20 protein-coding genes are annotated in these 25127 nt (G+C 52.5%); 7 read left to right on the top strand and 13 right to left on the bottom strand.

Features of this window, described 5'->3' with window-relative positions; genetic code table 11:
* Positions 1-13: 13 nt before the first annotated feature.
* From QRN46_RS02130 to acs, 5 genes are all read right to left on the bottom strand, one after another.
* Positions 14-1138 (bottom strand): succinylglutamate desuccinylase/aspartoacylase family protein, encoded by a 1125-nt coding sequence (locus QRN46_RS02130; RefSeq protein ID WP_221615369.1) that lies wholly within the window; start codon positions 1136-1138, stop codon positions 14-16.
* Between the two features lies 1 nt (position 1139).
* Entirely contained in the window at positions 1140-1838 is a 699-nt protein-coding gene (locus QRN46_RS02125; protein ID WP_011335540.1) for an ABC transporter permease, read from the bottom strand.
* Positions 1835-2524: an ABC transporter permease gene (locus QRN46_RS02120; protein WP_007951063.1), complete on the bottom strand. Its 690-nt coding sequence runs from the start codon at positions 2522-2524 to the stop codon at positions 1835-1837. The genes QRN46_RS02125 and QRN46_RS02120 overlap by 4 nt, the downstream gene beginning before the upstream one ends.
* 91 nt (positions 2525-2615) lie before the next feature.
* Positions 2616-3389: an L-arginine-binding protein AotJ gene (gene aotJ, locus QRN46_RS02115; RefSeq protein WP_011335541.1), complete on the bottom strand. Its 774-nt coding sequence runs from the start codon at positions 3387-3389 to the stop codon at positions 2616-2618.
* A gap of 558 nt (positions 3390-3947) precedes the next feature.
* Positions 3948-5903, bottom strand: a complete 1956-nt coding sequence (acs, locus tag QRN46_RS02110) for an acetate--CoA ligase (RefSeq protein ID WP_007951065.1) — start codon at positions 5901-5903, stop codon at positions 3948-3950.
* Positions 5904-6355: 452 nt separating this feature from the next.
* On the opposite strand from acs, the gene QRN46_RS02105 reads away from it, so the two are divergent.
* Both QRN46_RS02105 and QRN46_RS02100 read left to right on the top strand, forming a co-directional pair.
* On the top strand, positions 6356-6616 hold the full coding sequence (locus tag QRN46_RS02105; RefSeq protein ID WP_011335542.1) for a DUF2790 domain-containing protein: 261 nt from the start codon (positions 6356-6358) through the stop codon (positions 6614-6616).
* A 555-nt stretch (positions 6617-7171) separates the two neighbouring features.
* Entirely contained in the window at positions 7172-8422 is a 1251-nt protein-coding gene (locus tag QRN46_RS02100; protein ID WP_007951068.1) for a ribonucleotide-diphosphate reductase subunit beta, read from the top strand.
* A 168-nt stretch (positions 8423-8590) separates the two neighbouring features.
* Here QRN46_RS02100 and QRN46_RS02095 read toward each other — a convergent pair whose 3' ends face one another.
* From QRN46_RS02095 to QRN46_RS02075, 5 genes are all read right to left on the bottom strand, one after another.
* A complete protein-coding gene (locus QRN46_RS02095; protein ID WP_139217032.1) occupies positions 8591-10675 on the bottom strand; it encodes an AIPR family protein in 2085 nt (694 codons plus the stop codon).
* Positions 10676-10688: 13 nt separating this feature from the next.
* Positions 10689-11639, bottom strand: coding sequence for a PD-(D/E)XK motif protein (locus tag QRN46_RS02090; protein ID WP_285354227.1), 951 nt, complete (start codon positions 11637-11639; stop codon positions 10689-10691).
* The gene (locus tag QRN46_RS02085) at positions 11626-14364 is read right to left on the bottom strand and encodes a Z1 domain-containing protein (RefSeq protein WP_285354226.1); all 2739 of its coding nucleotides are present in this window, start codon (positions 14362-14364) and stop codon (positions 11626-11628) included. The genes QRN46_RS02090 and QRN46_RS02085 overlap by 14 nt, the downstream gene beginning before the upstream one ends.
* Positions 14354-15784 (bottom strand): ATP-binding protein, encoded by a 1431-nt coding sequence (locus QRN46_RS02080; RefSeq protein ID WP_256574382.1) that lies wholly within the window; start codon positions 15782-15784, stop codon positions 14354-14356. The genes QRN46_RS02085 and QRN46_RS02080 overlap by 11 nt, the downstream gene beginning before the upstream one ends.
* A gap of 270 nt (positions 15785-16054) precedes the next feature.
* A complete protein-coding gene (locus tag QRN46_RS02075) occupies positions 16055-17671 on the bottom strand; it encodes a DNA cytosine methyltransferase (protein ID WP_074688213.1) in 1617 nt (538 codons plus the stop codon).
* A 28-nt stretch (positions 17672-17699) separates the two neighbouring features.
* Here QRN46_RS02075 and QRN46_RS02070 point away from each other — a divergent pair, with 28 nt between their 5' ends.
* The 3 genes from QRN46_RS02070 (at position 17700) to QRN46_RS02060 (ending at position 20156) form a co-directional block, all read left to right on the top strand.
* Entirely contained in the window at positions 17700-18164 is a 465-nt protein-coding gene (locus QRN46_RS02070) for a very short patch repair endonuclease (RefSeq protein WP_074688215.1), read from the top strand.
* A gap of 322 nt (positions 18165-18486) precedes the next feature.
* Positions 18487-18996 carry a BRO-N domain-containing protein gene (locus QRN46_RS02065; RefSeq protein ID WP_221397947.1) on the top strand — a complete coding sequence of 170 codons (510 nt, stop codon included), beginning with the start codon at positions 18487-18489 and terminating at the stop codon, positions 18994-18996.
* Positions 18997-19169: 173 nt separating this feature from the next.
* Positions 19170-20156, top strand: coding sequence for a hypothetical protein (locus QRN46_RS02060; RefSeq protein WP_285354225.1), 987 nt, complete (start codon positions 19170-19172; stop codon positions 20154-20156).
* Between the two features lie 3 nt (positions 20157-20159).
* Here QRN46_RS02060 and QRN46_RS02055 read toward each other — a convergent pair whose 3' ends face one another.
* Entirely contained in the window at positions 20160-21296 is a 1137-nt protein-coding gene (locus QRN46_RS02055; protein WP_285354224.1) for a hypothetical protein, read from the bottom strand.
* Between the two features lie 63 nt (positions 21297-21359).
* Complete coding sequence (locus QRN46_RS02050; RefSeq protein ID WP_285354223.1) at positions 21360-22175, bottom strand: sulfite exporter TauE/SafE family protein; 816 nt, start codon at positions 22173-22175, stop codon at positions 21360-21362.
* A gap of 112 nt (positions 22176-22287) precedes the next feature.
* Here QRN46_RS02050 and QRN46_RS02045 point away from each other — a divergent pair, with 112 nt between their 5' ends.
* The gene (locus tag QRN46_RS02045) at positions 22288-23055 is read left to right on the top strand and encodes an AraC family transcriptional regulator (protein WP_221615362.1); all 768 of its coding nucleotides are present in this window, start codon (positions 22288-22290) and stop codon (positions 23053-23055) included.
* Positions 23056-23148: 93 nt separating this feature from the next.
* Entirely contained in the window at positions 23149-23463 is a 315-nt protein-coding gene (locus tag QRN46_RS02040) for a helix-turn-helix domain-containing protein (protein WP_221615361.1), read from the top strand.
* 92 nt (positions 23464-23555) lie between these two features.
* Here QRN46_RS02040 and QRN46_RS02035 read toward each other — a convergent pair whose 3' ends face one another.
* A complete protein-coding gene (locus QRN46_RS02035) occupies positions 23556-25073 on the bottom strand; it encodes an amidase family protein (RefSeq protein ID WP_221615360.1) in 1518 nt (505 codons plus the stop codon).
* Positions 25074-25127 lie beyond the last annotated feature (54 nt).

Genomic DNA, 25127 nt, shown 5'->3' with positions numbered 1-25127 from the left:
CTCACAAAAACAGTCAGTCGTTGAGCAAAGGGCCGTCGCGCAGCGCATCGCGCCCCGCCACTTTGGCCAGCCAGAAACCGGGTTGGGCGTAACGCAGCCGCTCAATGGCAAACAGCACCCCGGACGTACCAGCACACACCGTGCTGACCCGATCCGACAGCGGATCGATCACTTCGAAAATCTTGTCACCGGCTTCAACCCACTCGCCGGGCTTGCGCAGAAAACTCACCACGCCGGGATGCGGCGGCAGGAGCATTTCGGTGCCTTCGAACGGCATGCCTTCGCATGGTTCGTGCGCCGCGCTCGGCCACTCGCCACGGATCAGGCCCTGCTCGGCGAGGAACGCCAGAATGCCTTCGGCCCAGGCTTCGGCCTGCGCCGGCGTGGTGTCAGCCTGACCGCCGAGTTCAACGGTGGTCGCCAGGCACGCCAGTGGAATTTGCGCGTCCGGGAACAGACGCGACAAACGCAGCCACGGCAGCGAACAGGCTTCGTCGAACGAGCTGCCGCCGGAATCTTCCGCCAGCAAGCCGACCTTCACGTCCAGGTGCGCAGCGAGCGAACGCCACTGCGGCCAGTGCTGCGGCAACGCGTACATGTGCAGCGCGGCTTCACAGTCGCAATGCAGATCCAGCACCACATCGGCGGTGGCGGCGTGTTGCAGCAGGATGCGCTGCATGCCTTGCAACTGGCTACTCGCTTCAGGCAATTCGGCCAGATGGTCGGCCATCGCCTGACGGATCAGACGGATGTTGGCGTGCGGATCATCACCGAGTTGTCCTTCCAGCTTGGCGGCCACGGGGGCGCTGAGCTCGACGAAATCACGGTTGAAATTCTTGCCGCTGCCGGCCTCGAAACGGCCCTGGTGGTTGCCTTGCAGCAACTGGCCAAGACCCAGCGGGTTGGCCACCGGCACCAGCTCAATGACGCCGTTGAGCAGGCCCTTGGCTTCGAGTTCGCCGAGGCGTTTTTTCAGTTCCCATGCGGTGCGCATGCCGGGCAGTTCGTCAGCGTGGAGGCTGGCCTGGATGTAGGCCTTGCGCCCACCACTGCGCTCTCTATTTCCAAAGCTGAACACCGAAATCCGGCGCTCGCTGCCCAGGTGGCTCCACGGCAGAACGTGGTCGATGCGTTCCATATCAGTGCTTCCTCGGGGCCAGGTAGCTCAGCCAGCGACGCTCGGCCAGCTTGAACAGGCGCACCAGAATGAAGGTCAGGCACAGGTAGAACACGCCGGCGGTGATGTACGCCTCGAACGGCAGGTAGAACTGCGCGTTGACGGTGCGGGCCGCGCCGGTGATGTCGATCAGGGTCACGATGGACGCCAGACTGGTGGTCTGCAGCATCATGATCACTTCGTTGCTGTACTGCGGCAGCGCCCGGCGCAGGGCCGATGGCAGCAGGATGCGCTTGTACATCTTGACGCGCGACATGCCCATGGCCTTGGCCGCTTCGATCTCGCCGTTCGGCGTGGCCTTCAGGCTGCCGGCGATGATTTCGGCGGTGTAGGCGCTGGTGTTGATCGCGAACGCCAGGCACGCACAGAACGTTGCGCTGGACAGCCACGGCCAGAGGAAGCTCTCGCGCACCGCTTCGAACTGGGCCAGACCGTAGTAGATCAGGAACAGTTGAACCAGCATCGGCGTGCCGCGAATCACGTAGGTGTAGAGCCAGGCTGCGCCATTGACCACAGCGTTCTTGGATACGCGCATCAGCCCCAGCGGCAGGGCCGCGAGCAGACCGAAGAACAGCGACAGCGCGAGCAACTTGAGGGTCGTGACCAGACCGCCGAAGTACAGCGGCAGGGCCTCCCAAATGACGTTGTAGTCGAAGATCATAGATCAGCCGCCCTTACGCCTACCGAGTAGCGCTTCTCAAGGTGACGCAGCGCCAGCAACGAGACACTGGTGATCACCAGGTACATCGCCGCCACTGCGAGGAAGAAGGTGAAAGGCTCGCGGGTGGCGTCGGCCGCCTGCTTGGCCTTGAACATCATGTCTTGCAGACCGACCACGGAAATCAGCGCGGTGGCCTTGGTCAACACCAGCCAGTTGTTGGTGAAGCCCGGAATCGCCAGACGAATCATCTGCGGCACCAGCACCCGGAAGAACACCTGGAAGCTGCTCATGCCGTACGCCATGCCCGCTTCGGCCTGACCTTTGGGGATCGCCATGAACGCGCCGCGGAAGGTTTCCGACAGGTACGCACCGAAGATGAAGCCGAGGGTGCCGATACCGGCGGCCAGCGGGTTCAGGTCGATGTAGTCGTCATAGCCGAGCATAGGCGCAACGCGGTTGAGCAGGTCCTGACCGCCGTAGAAGATCAGCAGGATCAGCACCAGGTCGGGAATCCCGCGAATCACCGTGGAATACAGATCGCCCAGCCACGCCAGCCAGCGCACCGGCGACAGGCGCAACGCGACGCCGATCAGCCCGAGAACGATGGCCAGGGCCATGGACGACAAGGCGAGCTGAAGCGTCAGCCAAGCGCCATCGAGGATGACAGCCCCGTAGCCTTTCAACATGATTCAGGTCCTCGAAAGTTGGGATGAAAAAATGGCGCAAACCGCAGAGATCCTGTTGCTTGCGCCATTTCGGACGGGTCGAGCGACGTCTTTACTTGCCGTAAATGTCGAAGTCGAAGTACTTGTCCTGGATTGCCTTGTACTTGCCGTTCTCGCGGATGGCCGCGATGGCGGTGTTGATCTTGTCTTTCAGGGCGTCGCCCTTGCGTACCGCGATGCCTACGCCGTCGCCGAAGTATTTGACGTCGGTGAACGCCGGACCCACGAACGCGAAGCCTTTGCCGGCGTCGGTTTTCAGGAAGCCGTCATTCAACAGCGTAGCGTCCGCCACGGTGCCGTCGAGGCGGCCGGCGGCCACGTCGAGGTAGATTTCGTTCTGCGAACCATAAGGCTTGATCTCGGCACCCAGCGGGGCCAGGACTTCGCGGGCGAAACGCTCGTGGATCGAACCACGTTGCACGCCGATGTTCTTGCCCTTGAGCTCAGCCAGACCTTCGCTGACCTGAGTGCCTTCCTTCATCACGAGGCGGGCCGGGGTGTTGTAGTACTTGTTGGTGAAGTCCACGGACTTCTTGCGGTCGTCAGTGATCGACATGGACGACAGGATCGCGTCGATCTTGCGCACTTTCAGTGCCGGGATCAGACCGTCGAACTCTTGCTCGACCCACTGGCACTTGACCTTCATCTCTTCGCACAGCGCGTTGCCGATGTCGTAGTCGAAACCGACGATGCTGCCGTCCGGCGCTTTGGAGGCGAATGGAGGGTAAGCCGCTTCGATACCGATTTTCAGAGGCTTTTCATCGGCGAATGTCGGCAGGGACAGCACGGACAGTGCCAGGGCGCCAAGCAGCACAAGTTTCTTCATCTTGGGACTCCATCGGTAAAGGGCAAAAACGGCAGAGTGAGCGACAGCCCAATATGCGAATGGGTGTAACGAAATCGGTTGCTGCGTGCGTGGGACAATTCCAGTCAAAACCGCGAAGGCTTCAACGCAAGCCACGACGAGCGAGTGATCGGCATTCTAACGACAGGCCCGAAGCCGATATTTCTTCAATGCGACAACTAATTACAGATGCACTGAGAAACCCGCTTGAGCACATTGACAGCCCTGCAATTTCATGCAAGAGCGAAAGACAGTGAACCGATCTATGCTGCAAATTGCGGGCCTATTATTCGCAAACCCTTCTAATCCGGCAAGCGCGGGGTTGTGTCTTATTTTTCACCGGGGGTTTTGAGGCCCAAAAACGGGGCAATGCGTTTCCGGACGCCCCGTTGCGGAGCGGGCGGTTACACATTCAGTTACTTGAAGGCGGACGGGTAACAGTGGGAATTGCCTGACGGACGAAACCGATAATTATTGGAAAACAAAAAGCCCCGCCCGGCGCAATGCCGGGCGGGGCTTTTCAGCCTTCAGACCCGTCGCTTACGCGACGTTCATGGTCTTGTGCGTATCGATCAGATGCTGCACCACACCCGGATCCGCCAGGGTGGAGATGTCGCCCAACCCTTCGTATTCGGCGGTAGCGATCTTGCGCAGGATGCGGCGCATGATCTTGCCCGAACGAGTCTTCGGCAGCCCCGGCGCCCACTGGATCACGTCCGGCGAAGCGATCGGCCCGATCTCCTTGCGCACCCAGTTTTTCAGTTCCAGGCGCAGTTGCTCGCTCGGCTCTTCGCCATTTTTCAGGGTGACATAGACATAAATGCCCTGCCCCTTGATGTCGTGCGGCACACCGACCACCGCCGCTTCGGCGACTTTCGGGTGAGCAACCATCGCACTTTCGATCTCGGCGGTACCCATGCGGTGGCCGGAGACGTTGAGCACGTCGTCCACGCGACCGGTGATCCAGTAGTAACCGTCGGCATCGCGACGGGCGCCGTCACCGGTGAAGTACATGCCACGGAAGGTCTTGAAGTAGGTGTCGACGAAACGGTCGTGGTCGCCGTACAGGGTGCGCGCCTGACCCGGCCACGAATCGAGAATCACCAGATTGCCCTCGGCCTCGCCCTCGATGATGTTGCCAAGGTTGTCCACCAGCGCCGGCACCACACCGAAGAACGGACGTGCGGCCGAACCCGGCTTCAGCGCATGGGCGCCCGGCAACGGGCTCATCATGTTGCCGCCAGTTTCGGTCTGCCACCAGGTATCGACGATCGGGCAACGGGACTTGCCGACATTCTTGTAGTACCAGTCCCAGGCTTCCGGGTTGATCGGCTCGCCCACCGAACCCAGCAGGCGCAGGCTGCTGCCGTCCGCACCTTCAACAGCAGCGGTGCCGGAGGCCATCATCGCGCGGATCGCGGTCGGCGCGGTGTAGAGGATGTTGACCTTGTGCTTGTCGACGATCTTCGCCACCCGGGTGATGTCCGGGTAGTTCGGCACGCCTTCGAACAGCAGCGTGGTCGCACCGTTAGCCAGCGGGCCGTAGACGATGTAGGAGTGACCGGTGACCCAGCCCACGTCAGCGGTGCACCAGTAAATTTCGCCCGGACGGTAGTCGAACACGCGCTCGTGAGTCATCGCCGCGTACAACAGGTAACCGCCGGTGGTGTGCTGCACGCCCTTCGGCTTGCCGGTGGAGCCGGAGGTATAAAGGATGAACAGCGCTTCTTCGGCCCCCATCTCTTTCGGCGCGCAAACAGTGCCTGCCACTTTCATCAGGTCTTCGTACCAGATGTCGCGATGCTGGTTCCACTTGATGTCGCCGCCGGTGCGCTTGCACACGATGACTTTCTGGATGCTGCTGGTTTCCGGGTTGGTCAGGGCGTCGTCGACGTTGGCCTTGAGGGAAATCTTCTTGCCGGCACGGATGCCTTCATCCGCGGTGATCACCACTTTCGAGCGGCAGTCGATGATGCGGCCGGCCAGGGCTTCCGGCGAGAAACCGCCGAACACCACCGAGTGAATCGCGCCGATCCGGGTACAGGCCAGCATGGCGACCACGGCTTCGGGGATCATCGGCATATAAATGGTCACCACGTCGCCGCGGTGCACGTCCTGGCCACGCAGGGCGTTGGCGAGTTTGCACACTTGTTCGTGCAGTTCGCGGTAGGTGATGTTGCGGCTTTCGGAAGGATCGTCGCCTTCCCAAATGATGGCGACCTGGTCGCCGCGCTCGGCCAGATGACGGTCGAGGCAGTTGTAGGAAACGTTCAGGGTGCCGTCGGCAAACCACTTGATGTCGACGTGGTGATCGTCGAACGAAGTCTGTTTCACCGTGGTGAAAGGCTTGATCCAGTCGAGGCGCTTGGCTTGTTCGCGCCAAAAGCCGTCAGGGTTGACGACCGACTGTTGGTACATGGCTTTGTAGGTCGCCTCGTCGGTCAGCGTATTGGCCAGAACCTCGGGACGAACGGGATACAGGGAAGCCGCACTCATCTTTCCTACCTCGGTGTAATAGTTGTTTTTGTATGACCCTGTTGTAGCCGGGGCGCCCGTATAGAACCATTCGACGATGGTAGTAACAAGCCCCTACAAAACATCCAGAAATGCCCGAACCACCTTTGAAGCAACGCATGCAACCCTTGTGGGGGCTGGCCTGCCAGCGATTCAGAGGACCCGGTTTCCCGAGAAAGCCGCAGCGCTGGTAACACCCTCTCCAAGGATTGTTACCAAATCTGCCAAAGGTGTTTATCAAAACCGGGTCTGTTTACCCCTGCCCCGCCTCCCTAAAATTCACCTCGCCGACAAGGCAAAGCGATTAACAAGGTTACAGCCCCCACGAAGGCCGTTAATCCAGTTCTGAAGTAACAAAGCAAAACGATGAAGTTCCACACGCAACCCCAAAAAGGTTGCGTGACCCCACTCGACCTCAAGAAGGTAAATTTCAAATGAAAGCTTTATTGGTTCTGGCCCTCAGCAGTCTGTGCGCAACCGCCATGGCAGACGAGGTTCCGACTGATGTCGCCCAGCAACAACCGGCTATCGAGGAATACACTTACTCCACTCACCTGGACATCGCCAAAGTTGTTTCCATGAGCGAAGTTCCGAATGTCTGCGAAGTTGTTCCGGCGAAAATGGAATACGACGACTCCAAGGGTCAGCGTCACATCCTGCGTTACAGCATCATGGGCAACGGCTGCACCAATTGATGCGTTGAGACTGCACCGAATCGGATCACTCAGCGCTACATCGAGGGTCGATTCCAGCCCGGCTTCGGTCGGGCTCAGTTGTGTTTGAAGCGGCGCAAAAGGGTTGCAAAACACAAGATATAGTGAAAAACGCGGTTTTTTGCTCGTTTTTTGAGCAATCAATCACACGCCAAAAAATTAATGAAAAAATTTTCTCCGGGGCCAATCCCGGCGAAAGCCCTGTAAACCCTCGCTCCGATCGAAATCACCCGCGCGCTCGACCGCCCTGCGCTGTTTCGCCCTCCCCCACGCCCGTGTTTTTTTCCCTATAATGCCGCCCTAATCGGGTCAGCAATATTCCCTTACAGGGATCAAAGCCATTCTGAAGCCCCGCAGCAGCGACAACGCTGACCTGCGCCCGTCAGAGGCTCTCGGAAACCCGTAAAAATTTTCTGTTTATTGCCTGCGTAGCACCGCTGCAAAAAACGACATCCAACGCGGCCTGTACGGCCGTGTGAAAAACCAACCAATCAGTTTTCACACGGGCACAGGCCCTCACGCAGGAGACGACACGTCATGCTGAGCTGGGACGAATTCGACAAAGAAGACAGTGAAGTAGCAGCAGTGAAAGGCGCCAACGCCGGCCACGCTAGCGAAGCCAACATGGACCGCCTCGACAGCGCCGGCGGTGCCGCCGCCCTCGAAGCCCGCGCCGTGACCGCCGAAGACTCGGCCGCCGTGGCCCGCGCCAAGGCTGCACTGGATTCCCTCGACGTCGCCGAAGGCCTCGCCGAACTCGAAGGCTCCGCCGCCCGTGTCGCCGTTGACGAAAAGCGCATGATCAACTGCCGCGCCGACCTCAACCAGCTCGTGCCATTCAAGTACGACTGGGCCTGGCAGAAATACCTGGACGGCTGCGCAAACCACTGGATGCCGCAAGAAGTCAACATGACCGCCGACATCGCCCTCTGGAAAAACCCGGAAGGCCTGACCGACGACGAGCGCCGCATCGTGATGCGCAACCTCGGCTTCTTCTCCACCGCCGACTCCCTGGTTGCCAACAACCTGGCCCTGGCCGTGTACCGCCTGATCACCAACCCGGAATGCCGCCAGTACATCCTGCGCCAGGCGTTCGAAGAGGCGATCCACACCCACGCCTACCAGTACTGCATCGAATCGCTGGGCATGGATGAAGGCGAGATCTTCAACATGTACCACGAGATCCCGTCGGTCGCGAAAAAAGCCGCCTGGGGCCTGAAATACACCCGCGCCATCTCCGATCCGGAATTCAACACCGGCACCGTCGAAACCGACAAAGAGTTGCTGCGCAACCTGATCGCCTACTACTGCGTTCTGGAAGGCATCTTCTTCTACTGCGGCTTCACCCAGATCCTCTCCATGGGCCGCCGCAACAAAATGACCGGCGTCGCCGAGCAGTTCCAGTACATCCTGCGCGACGAATCCATGCACCTGAACTTCGGCATCGACGTGATCAACCAGATCAAAATCGAAAACCCACACCTGTGGGATGCCGAAATGAAGGAAGAAGCTTCGCAGATGATCCTGCAAGGCACTCAGCTGGAAATCGAATACGCGCGTGACACCATGCCTCGCGGTGTGTTGGGTATGAACGCGGCGATGATGGAGGACTACCTGAAGTTCATCGCTAACCGTCGTCTGTCGCAGATCGGTTTGAAGGAAGAGTACCCAGGGACTACCAACCCGTTCCCTTGGATGAGCGAGATCATGGACTTGAAGAAAGAGAAGAATTTCTTTGAGACTCGGGTAATTGAGTATCAGACTGGTGGTGCGTTGAGCTGGGATTGATATCTGCTAATACTTAAGCCGACAAAAGGATATCACCAAAAAAGCCCCGAATAATTCGGGGCTTTTTTTTGCACCTCTGAACTTAACACTGAAAAGTGCAAAAAACCAAACATGAACCAAATGAAAAATCAAGATAACTTAAACTTAATCGCTAACCACCTTGTACCCTCACAAAGAAATATATCCCTGATCGATAAGTGAGGCTCTAATCCTCCAGATCTCAATGCATTGTTTTTCCGTAGGTAGTTTATTAGGGATTTGTATAGCAACTTTCAGGAGGGATTCTTGCTTTGGAGTGAGCCTTGCCCCTCTTAGGCCCCACGTGAGCATTCGAGACCATTCATAAGAAGGTGTTTCAATCACGGAAATTTGAATCGCAATTCCATTGTCTGTCTTTTGCAACTCTTTGGAAGTAATAGCTTCCTCAGCACTATTCCGCAAATCTTGTAGAGAATCAACAAACCCCGGAACAAAATCAATCGACAAATCTTTCACTTGTTCCCAACAAGCCTGCATTTTTGCCCATTCAGTTACGTTCTCTTTAGGTCGATCGGGATCAGTGAGAACATCAAACACTCTTTTAGCAATTTGTTCGATCTGCTGCAACAACGGCCCAACTACGGATTGCTTATCCCACGTACTGCGAAGATTCAGCTGTTTACCCAAGGCTTGTTCAGCAACCATATTATGAAGTTTAGCCAGTGAGTACGTTACGATATTTGCTCGATAGCCGCCTTGATACCATTCTTGCTGAGACACAAGACTCTCAGTCTGTTTAAAAATAATTGCCAATGCCACTATATTTTTATAATAATCTTCATTAAACGCTTTCCCATCAGACATCCATGCTTTAGCAATGACGTCTGCAAAAACCATAAAATTTTTCTGAGCTCCCATACTGACTTTATGAGGCAGCTCCCGCCAAGTATTCTCTAGCTTCGCTACATCCGTTTTAGAAAATAACTGTTTACGTGGATTTTGTAAGATGAATTTCGATTTATCTGCGCCGGCCAGTTTAGCTTGCTCATTTAAATATTGACCACGAGCTCTCTCATAGAACCAGTGAGTACCATGCTGCGCGCCACCAGTGGAGGGTGCAAAAATTCGTCGAGAAAACTCCTCCAGCCTTACATGATAAGGGTGGTTAGAAAAAAAGTCCGCATCGCTGACCTTATTTTGGCTGTTGGCATAGCGAGCTATTTCAGGAGTTAATTCCCCAGCCTTTTCTGGAGGCAACACAGACAGTTTCATTTGGACCATGACTCTAGACAAATCTACGCCATCTTTCTTTCCTGAACTACCTCGCTTAGCCAAAGCAAGCGATGCAGTAGTCTGCCCACCATTTACTATTTGTAAATTTGTTGCACTAATTATTTTAGTACCACCACTCTCCGCTTTCAAAACTACGTTCTCTGCGGTAGCAGCAATACCATTATTGAATGCAAAAAACATTTCTGGCTGAGTCTTGATGGTATGCTGAATTTTTGAGTTAACTTTACCTTTTGCACTTAAAAATGTACGAACGTTCCCTTCTAATAACCGGCTACCATAATCCTCGTAGATATCCGCCAACATATCACCGCTAATCATGCAGAGATAAGCTTTATAATCACCATCAGATTCGGCTGCAGCAAGACAGCTCAACCCACTCTGTCCGGAGCCCTCAAAACTCACCACAAGCTCATCTCGACCTGTGGCAGAAACATAAGCAACGTGAAACCTCGCAACATCCCAGATGTGAAATTCCGTAGGGATGCCACTTATAGTATCCTCTGGCCAATCTTTCAAACGCGACTTCAACTGCCCATCGGATACATAATAAAATCTAAACTTTGTGATTTTAGATTGCCAGTCCATCAAATCGCATGCCAAGCCGTATCCTGGTTGACTTTCGTCAAACGCACCGTCAGTAACAAAACCATCTAGAGATTCTTGAACATAGTTCTTAACCGTAAGAAATGCTTTTTTTACCTCATCGGTATTAAACGTTAAAATTTCATCCTCATTTGAAAAGCTCCCAATCAACAATGATACCGAATTATCTGCGTCATCCAAATAATAGCCATCAACGCGCAGCTTTTTCTTATTACTCACCCCTTCAAATCTGCAACTTTCAAAACTAGAAAACTGCTCTGATTCAGTCAGTCTATAGCCACATTCATCAATAAAACTAGCGCTCAGAAAATCTCGAGCAGACTCTGCGCGAGATCGGACGGACTCAAGAAACTCCCGATGAAACTCTTGCAGCGTCACGACACACCTCCGATTAATAAGCGACTCGTTCTATCAAAAAACTTTCTAATTCTTTCAGTTCAATTTCGTAGCAGATATTCACAACCCCGGCAGGTACCATTTCTCTGCTAACATGAGGAAAGCCTTCAGCTATAGTAAAACTAGCCAAGCCGCGGATCTTGAAAAAAACACTTCCATACTCTTCTCTAGCTACATACCCAGCAATTAATAACCGATTATCAAATTCGAGCAAAGCCTCATAACAACTTGATAATTTTTTTCGCAATTTTGAAACTTGAATATTCAAAGTAAACATACCATCCGAGCTACTGCTAACGTCAGCAATCTCAACGACCATTAGTTGTATGTTTTTATCGACACTATCCAACTGTCGCTCTGAGGAAATCATTAACCTTTCAGCATCAGGCCTTATTGTTTTTACTTCCCACCCAGCACTACCAAATTGAAAATCTTGATCGGCCCCAAAGGGGCCGACCCATGACATGACTGCTTGATTGCCTCCAAGCTGGTCAATGAGCTGATCCAAAAAAACTAACTCGCCACACAACCCCCTAATACTAGTCATAGACAAAATATTATCAGAGGCGCGATCTAGTAAACTGCGCCAACTACTTAGCCGCCGAAGCACAAAGTTCAAAGGACTAATTCTTCCGTCAATATTTCTGGAATGCTCAATCAAATCCTCACTAAGTAAAGAAAACATTTCTAGAAGCACAAAATCCTCTAGAATCCATAGCAAAGCCCATCTACCGTCATCTCGAAGACTTTTCTTTAATGTGATTGTCCTCATATCCATCATGTGAGGAGGTTCTTCCGAACAAACGAATAACAATAGATGTCGCCCTTCGCCATCTAAACCCAAGTAAAAATCCAAAGGGTGTGTGGCATCGAATCGCTTAAATATAGATTGTGGGGGTTCTGGCTTTAAAGATTGCCATATTGACAAACACTTATTCGTCGACATTTTCATCTTCACCTTCATCACCTTCGAAGCTTTCCACCTCTTTTGTAAGAAGCTTCCTCAACTCAACCATATTAATCTGGTAGGTCATTTTTTGGCTACCTACAGCAAGTTCGGGAAAACTCAAACCGATAGCTACCAACGAACCGTCTGCTAGTAAGGGCACGTGTTTTTGGTCGCCAAATTCTGGACTCACCAAATGAACAAGCAGCAAAGGGTTTCTTCTAACTTCGTTATAAGCCTTACCCGGCACGTTTTTCTTATCTGCATTATCAGGAATCGTTCGAAAAATTCGTTCAGCTTCTTTAATTTCCTCTACCGTCAGACCAATTTTTTCGTCCGCAGCAGATCCAACCCTCATTTTCTTTTCATTGACTAATAGCGACTGCTTTTCTAGATCAACTTCAATTTTTCGACTTCTGCGAGATGCCAAAAGCCCCGGAACTATCTCGTAGGCACTCACGCTACCTTTCGGGATAGCGACGTACCAATTCTCCAGTCTAGGATCATCAGTTTTTTCTATGAAATCCGCGAGATCTTTAGATTGAAGTCTTAGATTAAGTGGATGGCTTATAAAGCTGTTCAAGAAATCAACAACAACACTCTTATCCACACCAACCCAAACAGGAAAATTATGCGCTTGATCCACTTTAAAATTAGAAGATAGAACTTTTTTAACTAGTGCTTGCGCAGCCTTATGGTTAGAAGATATAGCGTTAGCATCGCTGAGTAACCGTGCAGACTCGAGACTTTCCTTGCTGATAGAAAGCGTGTGAACAATCTGTTCGGAATCACGCATTTTATTTCTGGCAGTGATTATCAGTGATTCTGGATGAGAACGTACTCGCAGCCCAAAATCTATTGGCTTCAGACGAGAAAGCTGCATGCGGCGAACTTCGCCTCTCAATTCGTCGGTAGCCTCGGAAATCAATGAATACCAGTTAATTGTTTCTCGTGGCATCCAGATTTTCATCAAATCCTCGTAGCCGGTTCTATATCCAAACCAACGCCCCATTTGCAGCAGAGCATCGTACATCTGTGTCGATCTATAAAAATAGCTTACACAAAGCCCCTCTAGCGTGAGCCCCCTGGCGAGACTATTTCCCCCTACAGCGATAACTCTGAGACCATTCTCTTTGTATAGCGCATAATTCAAACTAGCGCCGCCACTCTTTTGGTTTACAGATCTGACTTCAATTGGCAACACCGAAGTAACTAGCTCGCGCTGAACCTGCTCCCAAGTACAACCACTATCACCATAATACTTCTCATAGACAGCACGCAACTCACCAATTGTTTTATTTTTTACGGCTTCTTCTACTCTTAGCGACGAATAGCTCCTAATATCTTCCTGCATTCCCCTAATAGCAAAGTCGACAATATCTTTTACTTGATCTTGTATGAGAGTGAAATGACTTACATTGATTAACATCGATCTATGCTTGGGCATTCCCGATCGAAGATCCATTATTGCATTGACAACTAAGAAGCATTTAACAGCTTCCATAAGTGAATCTGGAACTTCATCGATGAAACCATCTGACTTCTGACCTTTTGGAAATGAAGCCTCCGCATCAGAAACTTCTTCGAGACAATCAATCCGTGGATCATCCCCAAAAATGGCCGACGCACCTAAATAGTTAGTAGGAGCGTCTAGGGCATAAATAAAATCACGCGGAAAGAGATCATCCCCCTCCATTTCATTAGTAGTTTCAGGATTAATAAACACGTTCGCAAATGGCGTAGCGGTAAACCCAACGTAACTTGACTTTGGAAAAATATTCAGAAGAGTACGAATTCCGCTATTGATGGCGGTTGCTTTTTTTGGACTGGTATTGATTGACGCGTTATCTGCCTCATCATCAACGAGAAGCAATGGCAGATCGATTTTTCCCGAAGCCTCTGCGTTAAAATTTATCAACCACTCCGTTAAATTTTCTATAATTCTTTTATTTTTCTTAACCACCAGCAACACGGGCTCATTATAGTCTCGCAACTTGAATCCAAGTTGGTTTACAGTAATTGCCTTAAAATCACCTACCGTGGAGGTAAAAACGCCCGCACTCCTCGTAGCATTTATTAAGCCTACGCCTATTTCTTTTCGCCTACGACTTCGGCTGTCACTATTCACAACACCCGAGCTGTCCAACCCTACAAAACCTGAATCCAACCGCTCCTGTGTCTGTCTACGTAGACTTTCCAAAGTTCCTGTCAGGAGAATTACTAGCTTATATCCCGCATCTGCTGCTTTACATATCAAACCGGTATAATTTGAAGTCTTACCTGATTGCACATCTCCCATCACAAGCCCGCGACGAGGCCAGCCAGTCTTCCCTGCCGGATTCCCCATCAAATCTAATATCTCATCAGTTACTTTATCAAGTGATGTAACTACCTTAGCCCCCCACCCCTGTTTAATTAGATCCGTCCTATATCGACTCCAATAGAACGGGTTTATCTGTGCTTTCCTTGCTTGTAGCCATGGGTCGTGCTCATTTACTACGTAACTACCTAGCCCCATATCCAATGCTAAGGCCACGTGAAGCTTTTTAATTACTATTTCAAACTCTTGATCCGAAACACTATAAATTTCCATTTTTCGCAATGCGCTTGCCAAGTCTAATATCTCGCTTTCTGTGGGTACACGATCCACGGTGAGAGATGTAGATACTGCCACTTCAAGCCGTTGCGCATTAACAGAAAGGAAATCTTCGGGTTTACTGTTCAAGATTTTTCAGCTCCTCTACAATTTTTTTTGTAAGCGCGGGGTAAAGATTGAAGGGTTCTATTACATGTAATGTACTTAGCAAATGGGCTCGAACAGGAGATTCAAGAGCCATTCCTTCAAATAGCGTTGTAGCCATTTCTCTAAGCTGACTTTCTAAATATTCGCCATTAAACCCGGGTTTCATATCAGAAGCCATCCGAGAATACAGCGCGTCAGCAGGAAAAGATCCTTCAATAACTTTTAGAATCATCTCAAACAATTGTTCTGCATACTTTCCCGGCAGCACAGTTTGAAACTCTTTTATAAGAGGATGTTCTCGATTTATGTCAAATCGAACACCACTCCTATCTACCACCTCGTTCCAGGTCGAGGTAAATTCGGACTTTTCCGAAATCCGACCTCGAAATGTTATTGTTCGACCACTTACAGCCCTAATTCTATCTATAGTTCTTTTTAGATTTCTACGGACTGCCTCTGGCGGATGAGCCGCAGACTTCTTAATATCAAGAGTCCACAAATGATCTAACGCATTTGGTATATCAACTCTAACGCGAGCCAGCTTACTCAACTCATCCTTACCTGCAAGCCGAAACCAAGTACCCCATATGATTAAACGCCTATTCCTATAAATGTAAAAGCCTTGGTGATTGCGAATACCATCCGTCCCTCCCGCTTGTTCAATTTCCTTTACAGATAGCTTGCTGTAATGAGGAATAATGAATGGCTTTACAATAACCTTTTCGCCCTCTATGGCAAAAGACTCTTGTTCCAATTGCTGAGTTGCCTGATGATTTACTAAGAACGGATCGACGGGCGGAAGATCCCTTCCATTTATAGAAATATTAACCCGCGCTTTTTTATCTTCTTTTGATAGAAATCTATGAAAAACCAAAGATAAATGGTCGTACACATGACTCATCTTCCCTACCAAAGCGGCTTCAGCAGAAACTTCTCCGGCAATTAACTTATCTAACTTTTGCCATAAAACTAAAGTACCGCTCTTTCTTTTAATCAACATTTCCATATGCGGAACACTCGAAAGATCTTCATCCTCTAGTTCCAAAATCACCCACGACTGACGATCTATTACAACGTCTAAATCCCAACACAAACCAGTTACGGTAGAATCCTGCTTGGAAATAACCGTCATTTTTCTGCACTGTGATAGAGAAGAGGTTTTTAACCCTAGGCCATAACGGCCCATGTCATCGGCGGCACGTTTATCCAACGGATTGGTACTGCCGTGACGCATAGCTTGCTGAAGAACGGAAGGCGACATACCGTCCCCGTCATCAATAATTGCTAGATACGGATCATCATGTGGTCGGAATTGGATATCTATATTCTTGGCATTCGCGGATAGACTATTGTCCAAAATGTCCGCCAATGCAGACTCTAATGTATACCCTATAGACCTCATTGACTCTAGCAATGACGCGGCGTGAGGGGGGTGCTCAATCTCCCTCATTTCCTTACATCTCTAAGAAAGCGCAGTTCCAAATACAAAAAACGCATCAACACTCCTTGTTTCATTTGCAAATCTAATGGCGCCATGATTACGCGCCATGATTAAGCCATCATTTGTACATAACCAAAAAAAAAGATCAAGTAGTCAATTGAACATGGCTCCCTCATTGCAGAGTCATCACTCCAAGATCTATTTATCGATTATGCGACAAGTTCTTATTTTTTAAGAAAAATTATCTTGGACTCGCTTTGACTCCTGCTCGGGGCTCCCGTTGACCATTCGTTCCACCACCTCAGCTATTTGTTGGGCAAGAAGGGGTGGAACAGCATTCCCAACTTGGTGAAATTGCTGAGTCCTATTTCCTAGAAAAAAATAATTATCTGGAAAAGTTTGAAGTCGAGCAGCTTCACGCACAGTCAAGCTTCTACATTGATGGGGATCATAATGAATAAAATAGTGCCCATCCTTAGAAATATGGCTAGTTATGGTCGACGAAGTTTTATCTCTCACCTGCACTCTAAAGCGATCACTAAATTTTCCCGTTTCCCAATTTTTATGGTCTGGAGCGAGACCAGGCAGATTGAACTCTTTATGCCCCTTCGGAGAAGCCTTGTGTGCATCTGCAAAAATAGACGCGTATAAGTATCGTTTAAGATCAGAAGTCATGTGACCGCGGGCTTCATGATTCAGCCAAACATTTAGTTTTTTATCATTGAACCACTTCTCAAGCGATGGATCTTCAAACTCTTGGCCACTCTCTATTCCCTTGCTTAATCGCAATGCACCATTAGTATATCTGGCGCCAGCAAATGAATTTCTTACTATTTTAATTTTTTTCTCTAGTAGAGGATCAACCCCTTTCATTACAAGTGTGCGATAGAGATCATCTAGATGAGATATCACCTCGCCGCACCATAAATCAGCTGTATCCCCTCCTCTAGACAGAGTGCTCCTTAACTTTGGCAGCCCTTTAATCATCTGACTTACCGAAGGACTGCTCTTAGCTTTAAGCTTGAACCCATTTAGCTGCCCTGAAAACTCCTCAGAAACACCGACAAGTATCACCCGATGTCTATTTTGAGGAATACCATAATCCTCTGACTTAATAACAAAGTTGTTTAAATTTAGCGAAAGCGGATCAGTGCCACTTTCGTAGACATCTTCACTGACCAACGAGCAAATTTTGTACTTTGGTTTATTAGAACCTACAATTCCCAGCGCCAAATCAGGATCAGCCAAATCTCTGAGAATTTGGGGAAATATTTTTTTACCACCGACTTGGGATGACAAAATCCCCTTTACGTTTTCCATCACAAATATTGCAGGACGCTTACTCTGGATTATCCTCAAGTATTCACGATATAAAAAATGCCGTTGGTCATCTTCTGCTTTATATTCGGAATTACCCTTGTTCCGAGCACGACCTACTATTGAATAGGCTTGGCAAGGAGGCCCACCGATCAGAACCCAAGGGCGACTAGTATCTAGCTTTTTTTCAAGAATGTAGTCCAGCTCTGCATTACCTTCCGGACTCCCTAGACGAATTTGTCGAGCTTCATTATCGGCCTCAATCCATTGAGCTCGGCTTCTTTCCGACCAAGGCTGGCTAACCTCAGAAGATTCACAGTAATTATAGTAGTCGCTTAAAGCCTCGGGGTTTCTCTCTCTCAAAGCCCTGTAGAAAGCCCTAAGTCGTAATGTCGACCTAGCATTAGAATCCATTTCTGCGGACACTATTACTTGAAAGCTACGCCCTTCGTTGAGGGAAGAAAAACCCTCGCCTAATCCGCCCGGCCCAGCAAAAAGGTCGACGACCTGCAAAGGTTGTTTAGTATTCATATGATGATTCTGCAAAGGAGTAATCAAGATGGATGTCGTGGATCAAGTGACACGTTCGAGAATGATGTCTGGTATTCATGGAAAAAACACGCAGCCTGAACTCAAAGTTCGACGTTTTTTGCACGCTCTTGGCTATCGGTTCCGCCTTCATAGAAAAGACCTCCCTGGAAAGCCAGATATTGTACTGCCCAAATTGATGACCTGTATATTTGTACATGGTTGCTTCTGGCACCGACATCCTGGTTGCCGATATTCAACATATCCTTCAACTCGTTCTGAATTTTGGAATGAGAAATTCAAGAAAAATGTTGATCGGGATGCAAGGCATCGGGCGTCCCTTGAAGCTATGGGTTGGATCGTATTAATCGTGTGGGAGTGCGAGCTAAAAGGTGCCGGATCTGCTTTGCTAAACCTCTCGAATGAGCTCGAGGCTATCAAAAAAAACGTCCAGCGACCCACCAAAAAAGCTCAGCTTGACGCGTTCTCTGGTTAATTCTACCCTTCAGACGAGCCTAAGAAACTCTACAAACCAGAGCGGTCCTCCGCACCCGACAGTCATGCGGCTTTTTTTCGTCTGCGGTTTCTCTACGCCTGCGAAAAGTCCCGTTATGTCGGGAGTGGGCGAATACAAGACCCGAAAGGGGAATATGTCCGGCCCGTCTCTGGTGGGTTTCTTAGCTCCCGACACCCTTAACGAATGCCCTAAGAAAGCAGCCAGAGGTAAATGGAAATGCCTGACTACTCAGCCTTCATGATGAAGGCGACTCGCTGTACCCGCCGTTTGAATCCCGTGCTCCCGACTCGGGAGGCACGCCATGTCTGAACCACTTCTTCCAACTCGATTTGTCCGTAACCAAACCCACCTGCATGCCCTTCTGGTGGAGAACCAGGCCTGGTTCTGCGTCCATGAACTGGGGCGGCTGATGGGCAAATATCTGGATGAGCGACAGCTGCGCAAACTCGATGCCGATCAGCGGCAGATGATGTGCGTGGAGACCTACGGCGAGCCCGGAGAACATCTGATGGTGAGCGAGTCAGGTGTGTATGCGTTGCTGATCTATCACTACTGCCCCGAGTATCGGCAGCTTCGTGAGTGGGTGACGCATCAGGTTGTGCCTGCGCTGCGAGATGCCCGTCCGATGCGCTCGGTTGAGCGTCCAACGTTGAGCGTTTTGAGCTGGCCCAAGATGTCGTTGAGCACGCTGCACTGGCAGGATGAGCCGTGGATTCGGTTGCGGGACATGCCGTGTTTGCTGGCGGAAGATCCGTTCAATCGGCAGGAATCCTGGTGGCGTAAAGCTTCACGAGTGCTGCGTAGTTACTGATATCAAAAAACCGCTGCTTGAAAACTCAAGCAGCGGTTTTTTATGACCCGAAGTGTCGGGAACAGCCAGTCCTCGGCAGACGGGTTCTGCATCATTCTGAAAACAATCAGTGCAACCCACCCCACCACCCGCTATTAATACCCCTCCCCCCACTCAAGGACCCGAGCCCCACCATGAAATTCGACCTCGCCTACTGCCTCAGCCTCGACGACAAGTTGTCGATCTATGACGTTCGCGATCTCAATTTCGATGAGACGGTGGCGTTCGATTCCGCGAAGGAACACTTCCAGTGCCCCAACGACGCCTGTCGTGCGGCGTTCGATGCTTCCAACGAGTTGGGTACGTTCAACGCCAAGAACGTGAATTACGTGCGCACGCCGCACTTCAAGAATCTGCCCGGTACGCAGCATGTGGCGGGTTGTCCGTATGTGAGTTTGAAGACGTCGGCGTCGGGAGTTGAGGCGGCGGATGGGGAATCGGATGACGGGCGGGAGGAGCATTTCCCGTCGGAGTTGTTACTGACGCGTCGTGAGTATGTGCGCAAGCCTGCTGCGCCAGCGGGGGCGGCGGATGCGTTGCGGGATGATCCGGTGCGGGTGGCGGCTACCCCCTCAAAAGAATCGCCGAGTCGTGAGACTGCGCCGGACAAGACCAGTGTCTTCGCCCATCCCGTGGAGTGTTTTGTTTCGAACTTCGCGGACAAGGATTTGCTCAAGCGCATGCCGTTGAAGATTGGCGAACATACGGCGCCGTACAGTTCGTTCTTCAAGAAGATCGAGTACTTGATGGACAACAAGGGGCTGATTTATTGGGGTCGGATCAAGAAGATCGAGGACTTTCACAGCGCCAGTTTCCGGATCGATTTCGAGGACAAGGTCTGGTTCAAGAAGCCGGACGACAACAAGAAGAAGCCTTATCCGGTCAGTGTCTATCTCAACAAAAAGCTGATCGACAACTACCGCAAGCGCAAGGCGTTTCTGGAAGAGATCAAGCACGCCATCGACAGTGATAAGGAGTTGTTCTGCTTCTTCTACGGTGTAACGCCGGAGTTGAAGCAGGTGCCGGGCAAGAAGAACCCCGAAAAGCCTTTCGAGGTCTTCAATGCCAATATCGAGAACCTGGATCACTTCATTATTCGTGAAGCGCCGGGTCTGGCGTGATGGTTAGCCCTGAGGCAGTTGCAGTTTGACGGCGCCGGGGTGTTGCTTGACGACTGAGTACGGCAGCACCGACCACTCGGGGTTATCGCAATTGCGCTGGTAACGGGCGAAGTAGGCGCCCAGGTAAATACCCTTCGGCGTGAAGTGCCAGTTGGAATAACCCCAGACGCTCTCATCGGTGTAATCGCAACTGCCGTCATCTTCAGCCGGTTTCTTCATTTCATCCGGGTACAACGTGGTGAACTGTTTGACCAGCCACGGCGCCATGACTTTTTGTTGATCGTATTCGCTGGCTGCGTTATCGGGTTTACCAATCCACAGGACGTCTTTGAGTTTCAACAACTCGCCCGTGTGAACATTCAAGTTGATCGGCGAACTGCCGAAGTCCGGGTGGGCGCCACCGCAACTGTAGCCGGTTGAGATGTCCAGGCTGACCACGTCGGGCGAGAGAAACTCTGGGGCAGCGCCTTGTTCGAACTCCGCGTATTCACCGCCATCCATCATGCAGCGGTGATAGTCGATGACTTCAGTCCAGAGCCGAACGAGCAGGTGGTTGTTGATGCGCTGCTGCTCTTCTTTTGTGTAGCCGGACTCGACACTGAACAGCGAAAGCTTCGACTCAGGCTCCACCCACCATTGCAGGTCGTAGCCCATGAAGTTCTCTTTCTTCCCCGGTTTGAGCTTGAGCCCCTGCAGGCGCAAATACTCGTACGGATCGTCCTTCGGCAACGTGGCAATAAAGGGCAACGTCGTTGCAGTCGGCGTGGGAAGTTTGGCCTCGACCAGTTGCACCGGCAGCTTTTTGCCCTTCGGGTTTTGCCATTCGCCCTGCCAACCATTGGCGGTGGATTTCAGATTTAGGGTTGGCAGTGGCTTGTCCTCGCTGAAGCGATTGTTGCCCTCGACCAGCGTCAGCGTGCTGTCCTGCAACGCGCCACTGAGGGGCAGATCGCGGTGGTATTTCTCGTAGAAGTAACGACCGGTCACTTCGTCCGGCTGCTGGGTATTGAGCTCCAACACAATCGGCGTCTTGCCCAGCGTGCCGGTGAACACACGTTTGCCGTCGTCAGCCTGAGCGGTGGAAAGCAGTGAAAACAGCACGGCGGTGTATGGCGCCAGGCGCAACAGTCCCTTGAGCATGGATCGATCCCTGAGTGAGTAAGGCTGCGGAGTATGAAGAGGATGCGCGCAGGAATCGAGGTGCTACTTCAGTGTCATGCCCAACATCACGACGATGAGTAGCGCGATATACACCCAAGCATGCACCCGATCCGGTATCCGCCCGATCCACGTCGTGGCCAGTCGAATCCCCAGCATCGAGCCCAGCGTCAGCCCCGCAAATGCCAGCAGATCCACATACCCGATAAACCATGGCCCGAGTTCTGTCTCGCTGAACCCCGCCAACATCATGTACGTCAGCGTCCCCGCCAATGCCACAGGCACGCTCAATGGATTGGCCATGGACGTCGCCTGCGACATGCTCAACCCGCAACGCCGCAACAACGGCACGGTCATGACGCTTCCTCCTACACCAAGAAAGGTTGCGATGGCGCCAATGCCTACACCGCCGCCAGACGTTTCCACCGTTCCCAGTCGACGTGGGATGGCGCCTTCGGACTGTGTGAGAAAGCCGCGTCGCAGCAGGCAGTCGACAATCGTCACACCGAGGTAGGCGATGAAGGCATAACGAATGACTTCGCCACTGACCCATACCGCCGCCATTGCGCCGACGATAGCGCCCAACCCGATGAACCCGCCCAAGGGCCACAGGTAATCCCGGATCAGGTTGCCGGCGCGGCGGTGTTTGTCGGCAGCAATCAGGGCGTTGACGATCATCACGCAGGTCGAGGTGGCGACGGCGATGTGCATGGCCGATTGACCGACGGGGTCGTCGACGCCGTGGCTGGCGGTGAGCATGCGGTACAGCAGCGGCACGACGACGAAGCCGCCGCCGAAGCCGAAGAGCACGGCAGTGACGCCGGTCAGGCAGCCGAAAAGTGTCAGCAGGAGGTAGAACATGGCGCGTCGTCCGTTGCTGGGGAGCGGTCGACGATAGTGCGGCGGCGCTTGGCCTGCTTCAGCAAGTCAGCCAATAATGTTTGCGTTTACGCCAACTGCTGGGTGCCGCTCGATGCGCAATGTTTCGATCAATCTGCTGGATGACACGCCGCGCCCGGTGGTGGCGATCGGTACGGATTACTCCCACGGCTATCTGTTGCCTCGTCATACACATCGGCGGGCGCAATTGTTGTACGGCGCGACTGGGGTGATGCAGGTCAGCACGCATGATGGCAACTGGGTGGTGCCGCCGCAGCGGGCGGTGTGGATTCCGCCGGGGGTGGCGCATGAGGTGTTGATGCTGGGGGTCAGCACGCGCAGTTTGTATATCGAGCCGGGGGCGGTGGATCTGGGCGAACGTTGTCAGGTGATCAGTGTGTCGCCATTGATCCGGCACTTGCTGATGGAAGCCGTGGAACTGCCGCTGACCTATGACTTGACCGGGCGCGACGGCGTGTTGATCGATTTGTTGCTGCATGAATTGGTGCGCAGTGCGCCACTTCCGTTGCATATCCCGCTGCCTTCTGACGGACGACTGCTCGAACTGTGTCAGACCTTTCTGCATCAACCGAATGCCCATCAATCCCCCCAGCAATGGGCCGATCAACTGCACGTAAGCTTGCGCACCTTCAACAGATTGTTTCGTCTACAGACCGGCCTGAGTTTCAGTCAATGGCGCCAGCGCGCCTGCGTGGTACTGGCGCTGGCACGGCTGGCGGCGGGTGAGGCGGTGACGCGGATTGCCCTGGATTTCGGCTATGACAGCCCGGCGGCGTTCTCGACGATGTTCCGTCGAATCCTCGGTCAGGCACCGTCCGTCTGGTTGGAGGCGGCGAACTAGGGCAAATCAAAAAATGCGTTTGATCCCGGCCGAAAACAACTGTACAAAAACACAGTACATTTTCCATCAGCACTCTCGAGCCCGGAGCACACCATGGCCTCTTCAGCGATGAACCTCATCCTCGAACGTATCGCCCTTTTCCAGTTCACCCCGACCCATTGCGTCCAGGCCAGAGGAATGTTGGGCTGGAGCGTTGAACAGTTGTCGCGAGAGGCCAAGGTTTCAGTAGACGACATTCAGCGATTCGAAGCGCAGCAGGACGTGGCGGATGCGGTGCGGCTGGCGTTGACCTATCGGTTTGAGGCGCAGGGGTTGGTGTTCTTCCCGGGGTTTGCGCCGGGTCGTGGGGGGAACATGAGGGGATCTGACTCTGTTGAAATACGCGGTGAACTGGTAATGGCCGAGTAACTCACCACGCATAATTGCCGGGATGTGATTATTGCTGTGGTTTGATTTCGAAGGCTCCATTGCCTTTCGCAAGGGAGCCCTCGTTGGCCTGATTACTCCTTGAACCCCGGATGACGCAATTCCATCGAAGCCTGTTCGTAGCTGTACGCCATGGCAAACAACTGTGGCTCGCTCCACTGCTGGCCGTAGAAGGTCACGGAGGTCGGCGTGTCGTCATCGTTCATGCCCGAGGGCAAGGTGATTGCCGGGTAGCCTGCGGTGGCGGCGGAGAACTGGGAAAAGCCGTCCGCTTCGGCGAACAGTGCGTCCAGATTGTGCTCACGCACCTGCTCATCGATAGCGTCCTTGAAGTTCTGGCTGATGGTGATAATCAGTGCGCTCGCCTCCTGGTGGGAAAGCGCCGACGCGTTGATGGTCTCGAGCGTCTGCTGGCCATGTTGCTCCTCACCGGGATTGGCCAGGTTGAAGTCGATCAGAGCCTGCAAGGAGTCGACCGGCAAGCCCTGGCGGCTGGCGAGATATTCGGGCAGCTCATGCTTCATCGCGCCCATCAGGCCGTTAACGTAGTCATCGATGTCCGGCAGACGCACAGTCAGCGGGACCAGCGTAGCGCCCTGCTCTTCCAGGGTGGCCATCGCGGCAAGCATCTCCAGACTCGGGTTCAGTACCGTAGCGTGGGATCCAGTGTATGCAATCGGATAACCGATCCGTTTGCCTTGCAGGGCTTCACTGGAAAGCAATGCGGTGTAGTCGACGCCAGTGGGCGCGTCAGCAGTGGCGCTATCCGAGGCGTCAACGCCTTGTATGACGTTGAACAACAGCGCGGCATCCCGCACGGTTCGGGTCATTGTGCCCGGCGTGTCTTGCAAGCGGGTGATTGGCACGATGCCGGCGCGGCTGAACAATCCGAGCGACGGTTTGACGCCAACCACACCATTGGCCGACGCCGGGCAACTGATCGAGCCGTTGGTTTCAGTTCCCATGGCCAGTGGAGCGAGCCCTGCGGCAACCGCTGCCGCCGAACCTGAACTGGAACCACAAGTACTTTCGCTGAGGACATGAGGATTTTTCCCCTGACCACCGCGCCCGCTCCACCCCAAGGGCAGTGACAAGTCCCGCATTCCCGACCACTCGCTCATGTTGGCCTTGCCCAGCAGGATGGCGCCGGCATCGCGCAATTGTTTGACCGTGAACGCATCCTGAGCCGCCGGCTGCCCGATCATGGCCAACGAACCGGCACCGGTTTGCATGCTGTCGGCAGTATCGAAGTTGTCCTTCAACAGGACCGGGATTCCGTGCAGCGGGCCACGGAGGTTGCCTTGCGCACGCTCTTCATCCAGCGCGGTCGCGATGTCGAGAGCCTGGGGGTTTATTTCGATGATGGCATTGAGGGTCGGGCCTTGCTTGTCCAGATCCGCAATGCGTGTGATGAGGTGTTGAACCAGCGCGACCGAGGTCAGTTCGTTGCTGGCCATCATTGCACTCAGCTCGCTGGCGCTTGCGTATTCAAGTGGCGCACTGGAGGACGCTGCGAGGGCGACGCTACTGTTCAGCGAAAGCAGGATGGCCGGCGCCAGCGCATTCATGCTGCGTTTAAAGCGGAATTTCATTTTCTAATCCTTGTTTAAGCCAATCACGAGTGAGTCATTTCACTCGCGACCAAG

This window comes from Pseudomonas sp. lyk4-R2A-10 (assembly GCF_030209075.1).
Classification (GTDB): Bacteria; Pseudomonadota; Gammaproteobacteria; order Pseudomonadales; family Pseudomonadaceae; genus Aquipseudomonas; species Aquipseudomonas glycinae.
Note: the sequence above shows the minus strand (reverse complement) of the source record. Positions and strands in the feature narration are given on the sequence as shown.

Coding starts and splice junctions, on each gene's coding strand:
- QRN46_RS02130 (WP_221615369.1), bottom strand. CDS start 1,138: ATGGAACGCATCGACCACGTTCTGCCGTGGAGCCACCTGGGCAGCGAG.
- QRN46_RS02125 (WP_011335540.1), bottom strand. CDS start 1,838: ATGATCTTCGACTACAACGTCATTTGGGAGGCCCTGCCGCTGTACTTC.
- QRN46_RS02120 (WP_007951063.1), bottom strand. CDS start 2,524: ATGTTGAAAGGCTACGGGGCTGTCATCCTCGATGGCGCTTGGCTGACG.
- aotJ (WP_011335541.1), bottom strand. CDS start 3,389: ATGAAGAAACTTGTGCTGCTTGGCGCCCTGGCACTGTCCGTGCTGTCC.
- acs (WP_007951065.1), bottom strand. CDS start 5,903: ATGAGTGCGGCTTCCCTGTATCCCGTTCGTCCCGAGGTTCTGGCCAAT.
- QRN46_RS02105 (WP_011335542.1), top strand. CDS start 6,356: ATGAAAGCTTTATTGGTTCTGGCCCTCAGCAGTCTGTGCGCAACCGCC.
- QRN46_RS02100 (WP_007951068.1), top strand. CDS start 7,172: ATGCTGAGCTGGGACGAATTCGACAAAGAAGACAGTGAAGTAGCAGCA.
- QRN46_RS02090 (WP_285354227.1), bottom strand. CDS start 11,639: ATGTCGACGAATAAGTGTTTGTCAATATGGCAATCTTTAAAGCCAGAA.
- QRN46_RS02080 (WP_256574382.1), bottom strand. CDS start 15,784: ATGAGGTCTATAGGGTATACATTAGAGTCTGCATTGGCGGACATTTTG.
- QRN46_RS02075 (WP_074688213.1), bottom strand. CDS start 17,671: ATGAATACTAAACAACCTTTGCAGGTCGTCGACCTTTTTGCTGGGCCG.
- QRN46_RS02070 (WP_074688215.1), top strand. CDS start 17,700: ATGGATGTCGTGGATCAAGTGACACGTTCGAGAATGATGTCTGGTATT.
- QRN46_RS02065 (WP_221397947.1), top strand. CDS start 18,487: ATGTCTGAACCACTTCTTCCAACTCGATTTGTCCGTAACCAAACCCAC.
- QRN46_RS02060 (WP_285354225.1), top strand. CDS start 19,170: ATGAAATTCGACCTCGCCTACTGCCTCAGCCTCGACGACAAGTTGTCG.
- QRN46_RS02055 (WP_285354224.1), bottom strand. CDS start 21,296: ATGCTCAAGGGACTGTTGCGCCTGGCGCCATACACCGCCGTGCTGTTT.
- QRN46_RS02050 (WP_285354223.1), bottom strand. CDS start 22,175: ATGTTCTACCTCCTGCTGACACTTTTCGGCTGCCTGACCGGCGTCACT.
- QRN46_RS02045 (WP_221615362.1), top strand. CDS start 22,288: ATGCGCAATGTTTCGATCAATCTGCTGGATGACACGCCGCGCCCGGTG.
- QRN46_RS02040 (WP_221615361.1), top strand. CDS start 23,149: ATGGCCTCTTCAGCGATGAACCTCATCCTCGAACGTATCGCCCTTTTC.
- QRN46_RS02035 (WP_221615360.1), bottom strand. CDS start 25,073: ATGAAATTCCGCTTTAAACGCAGCATGAATGCGCTGGCGCCGGCCATC.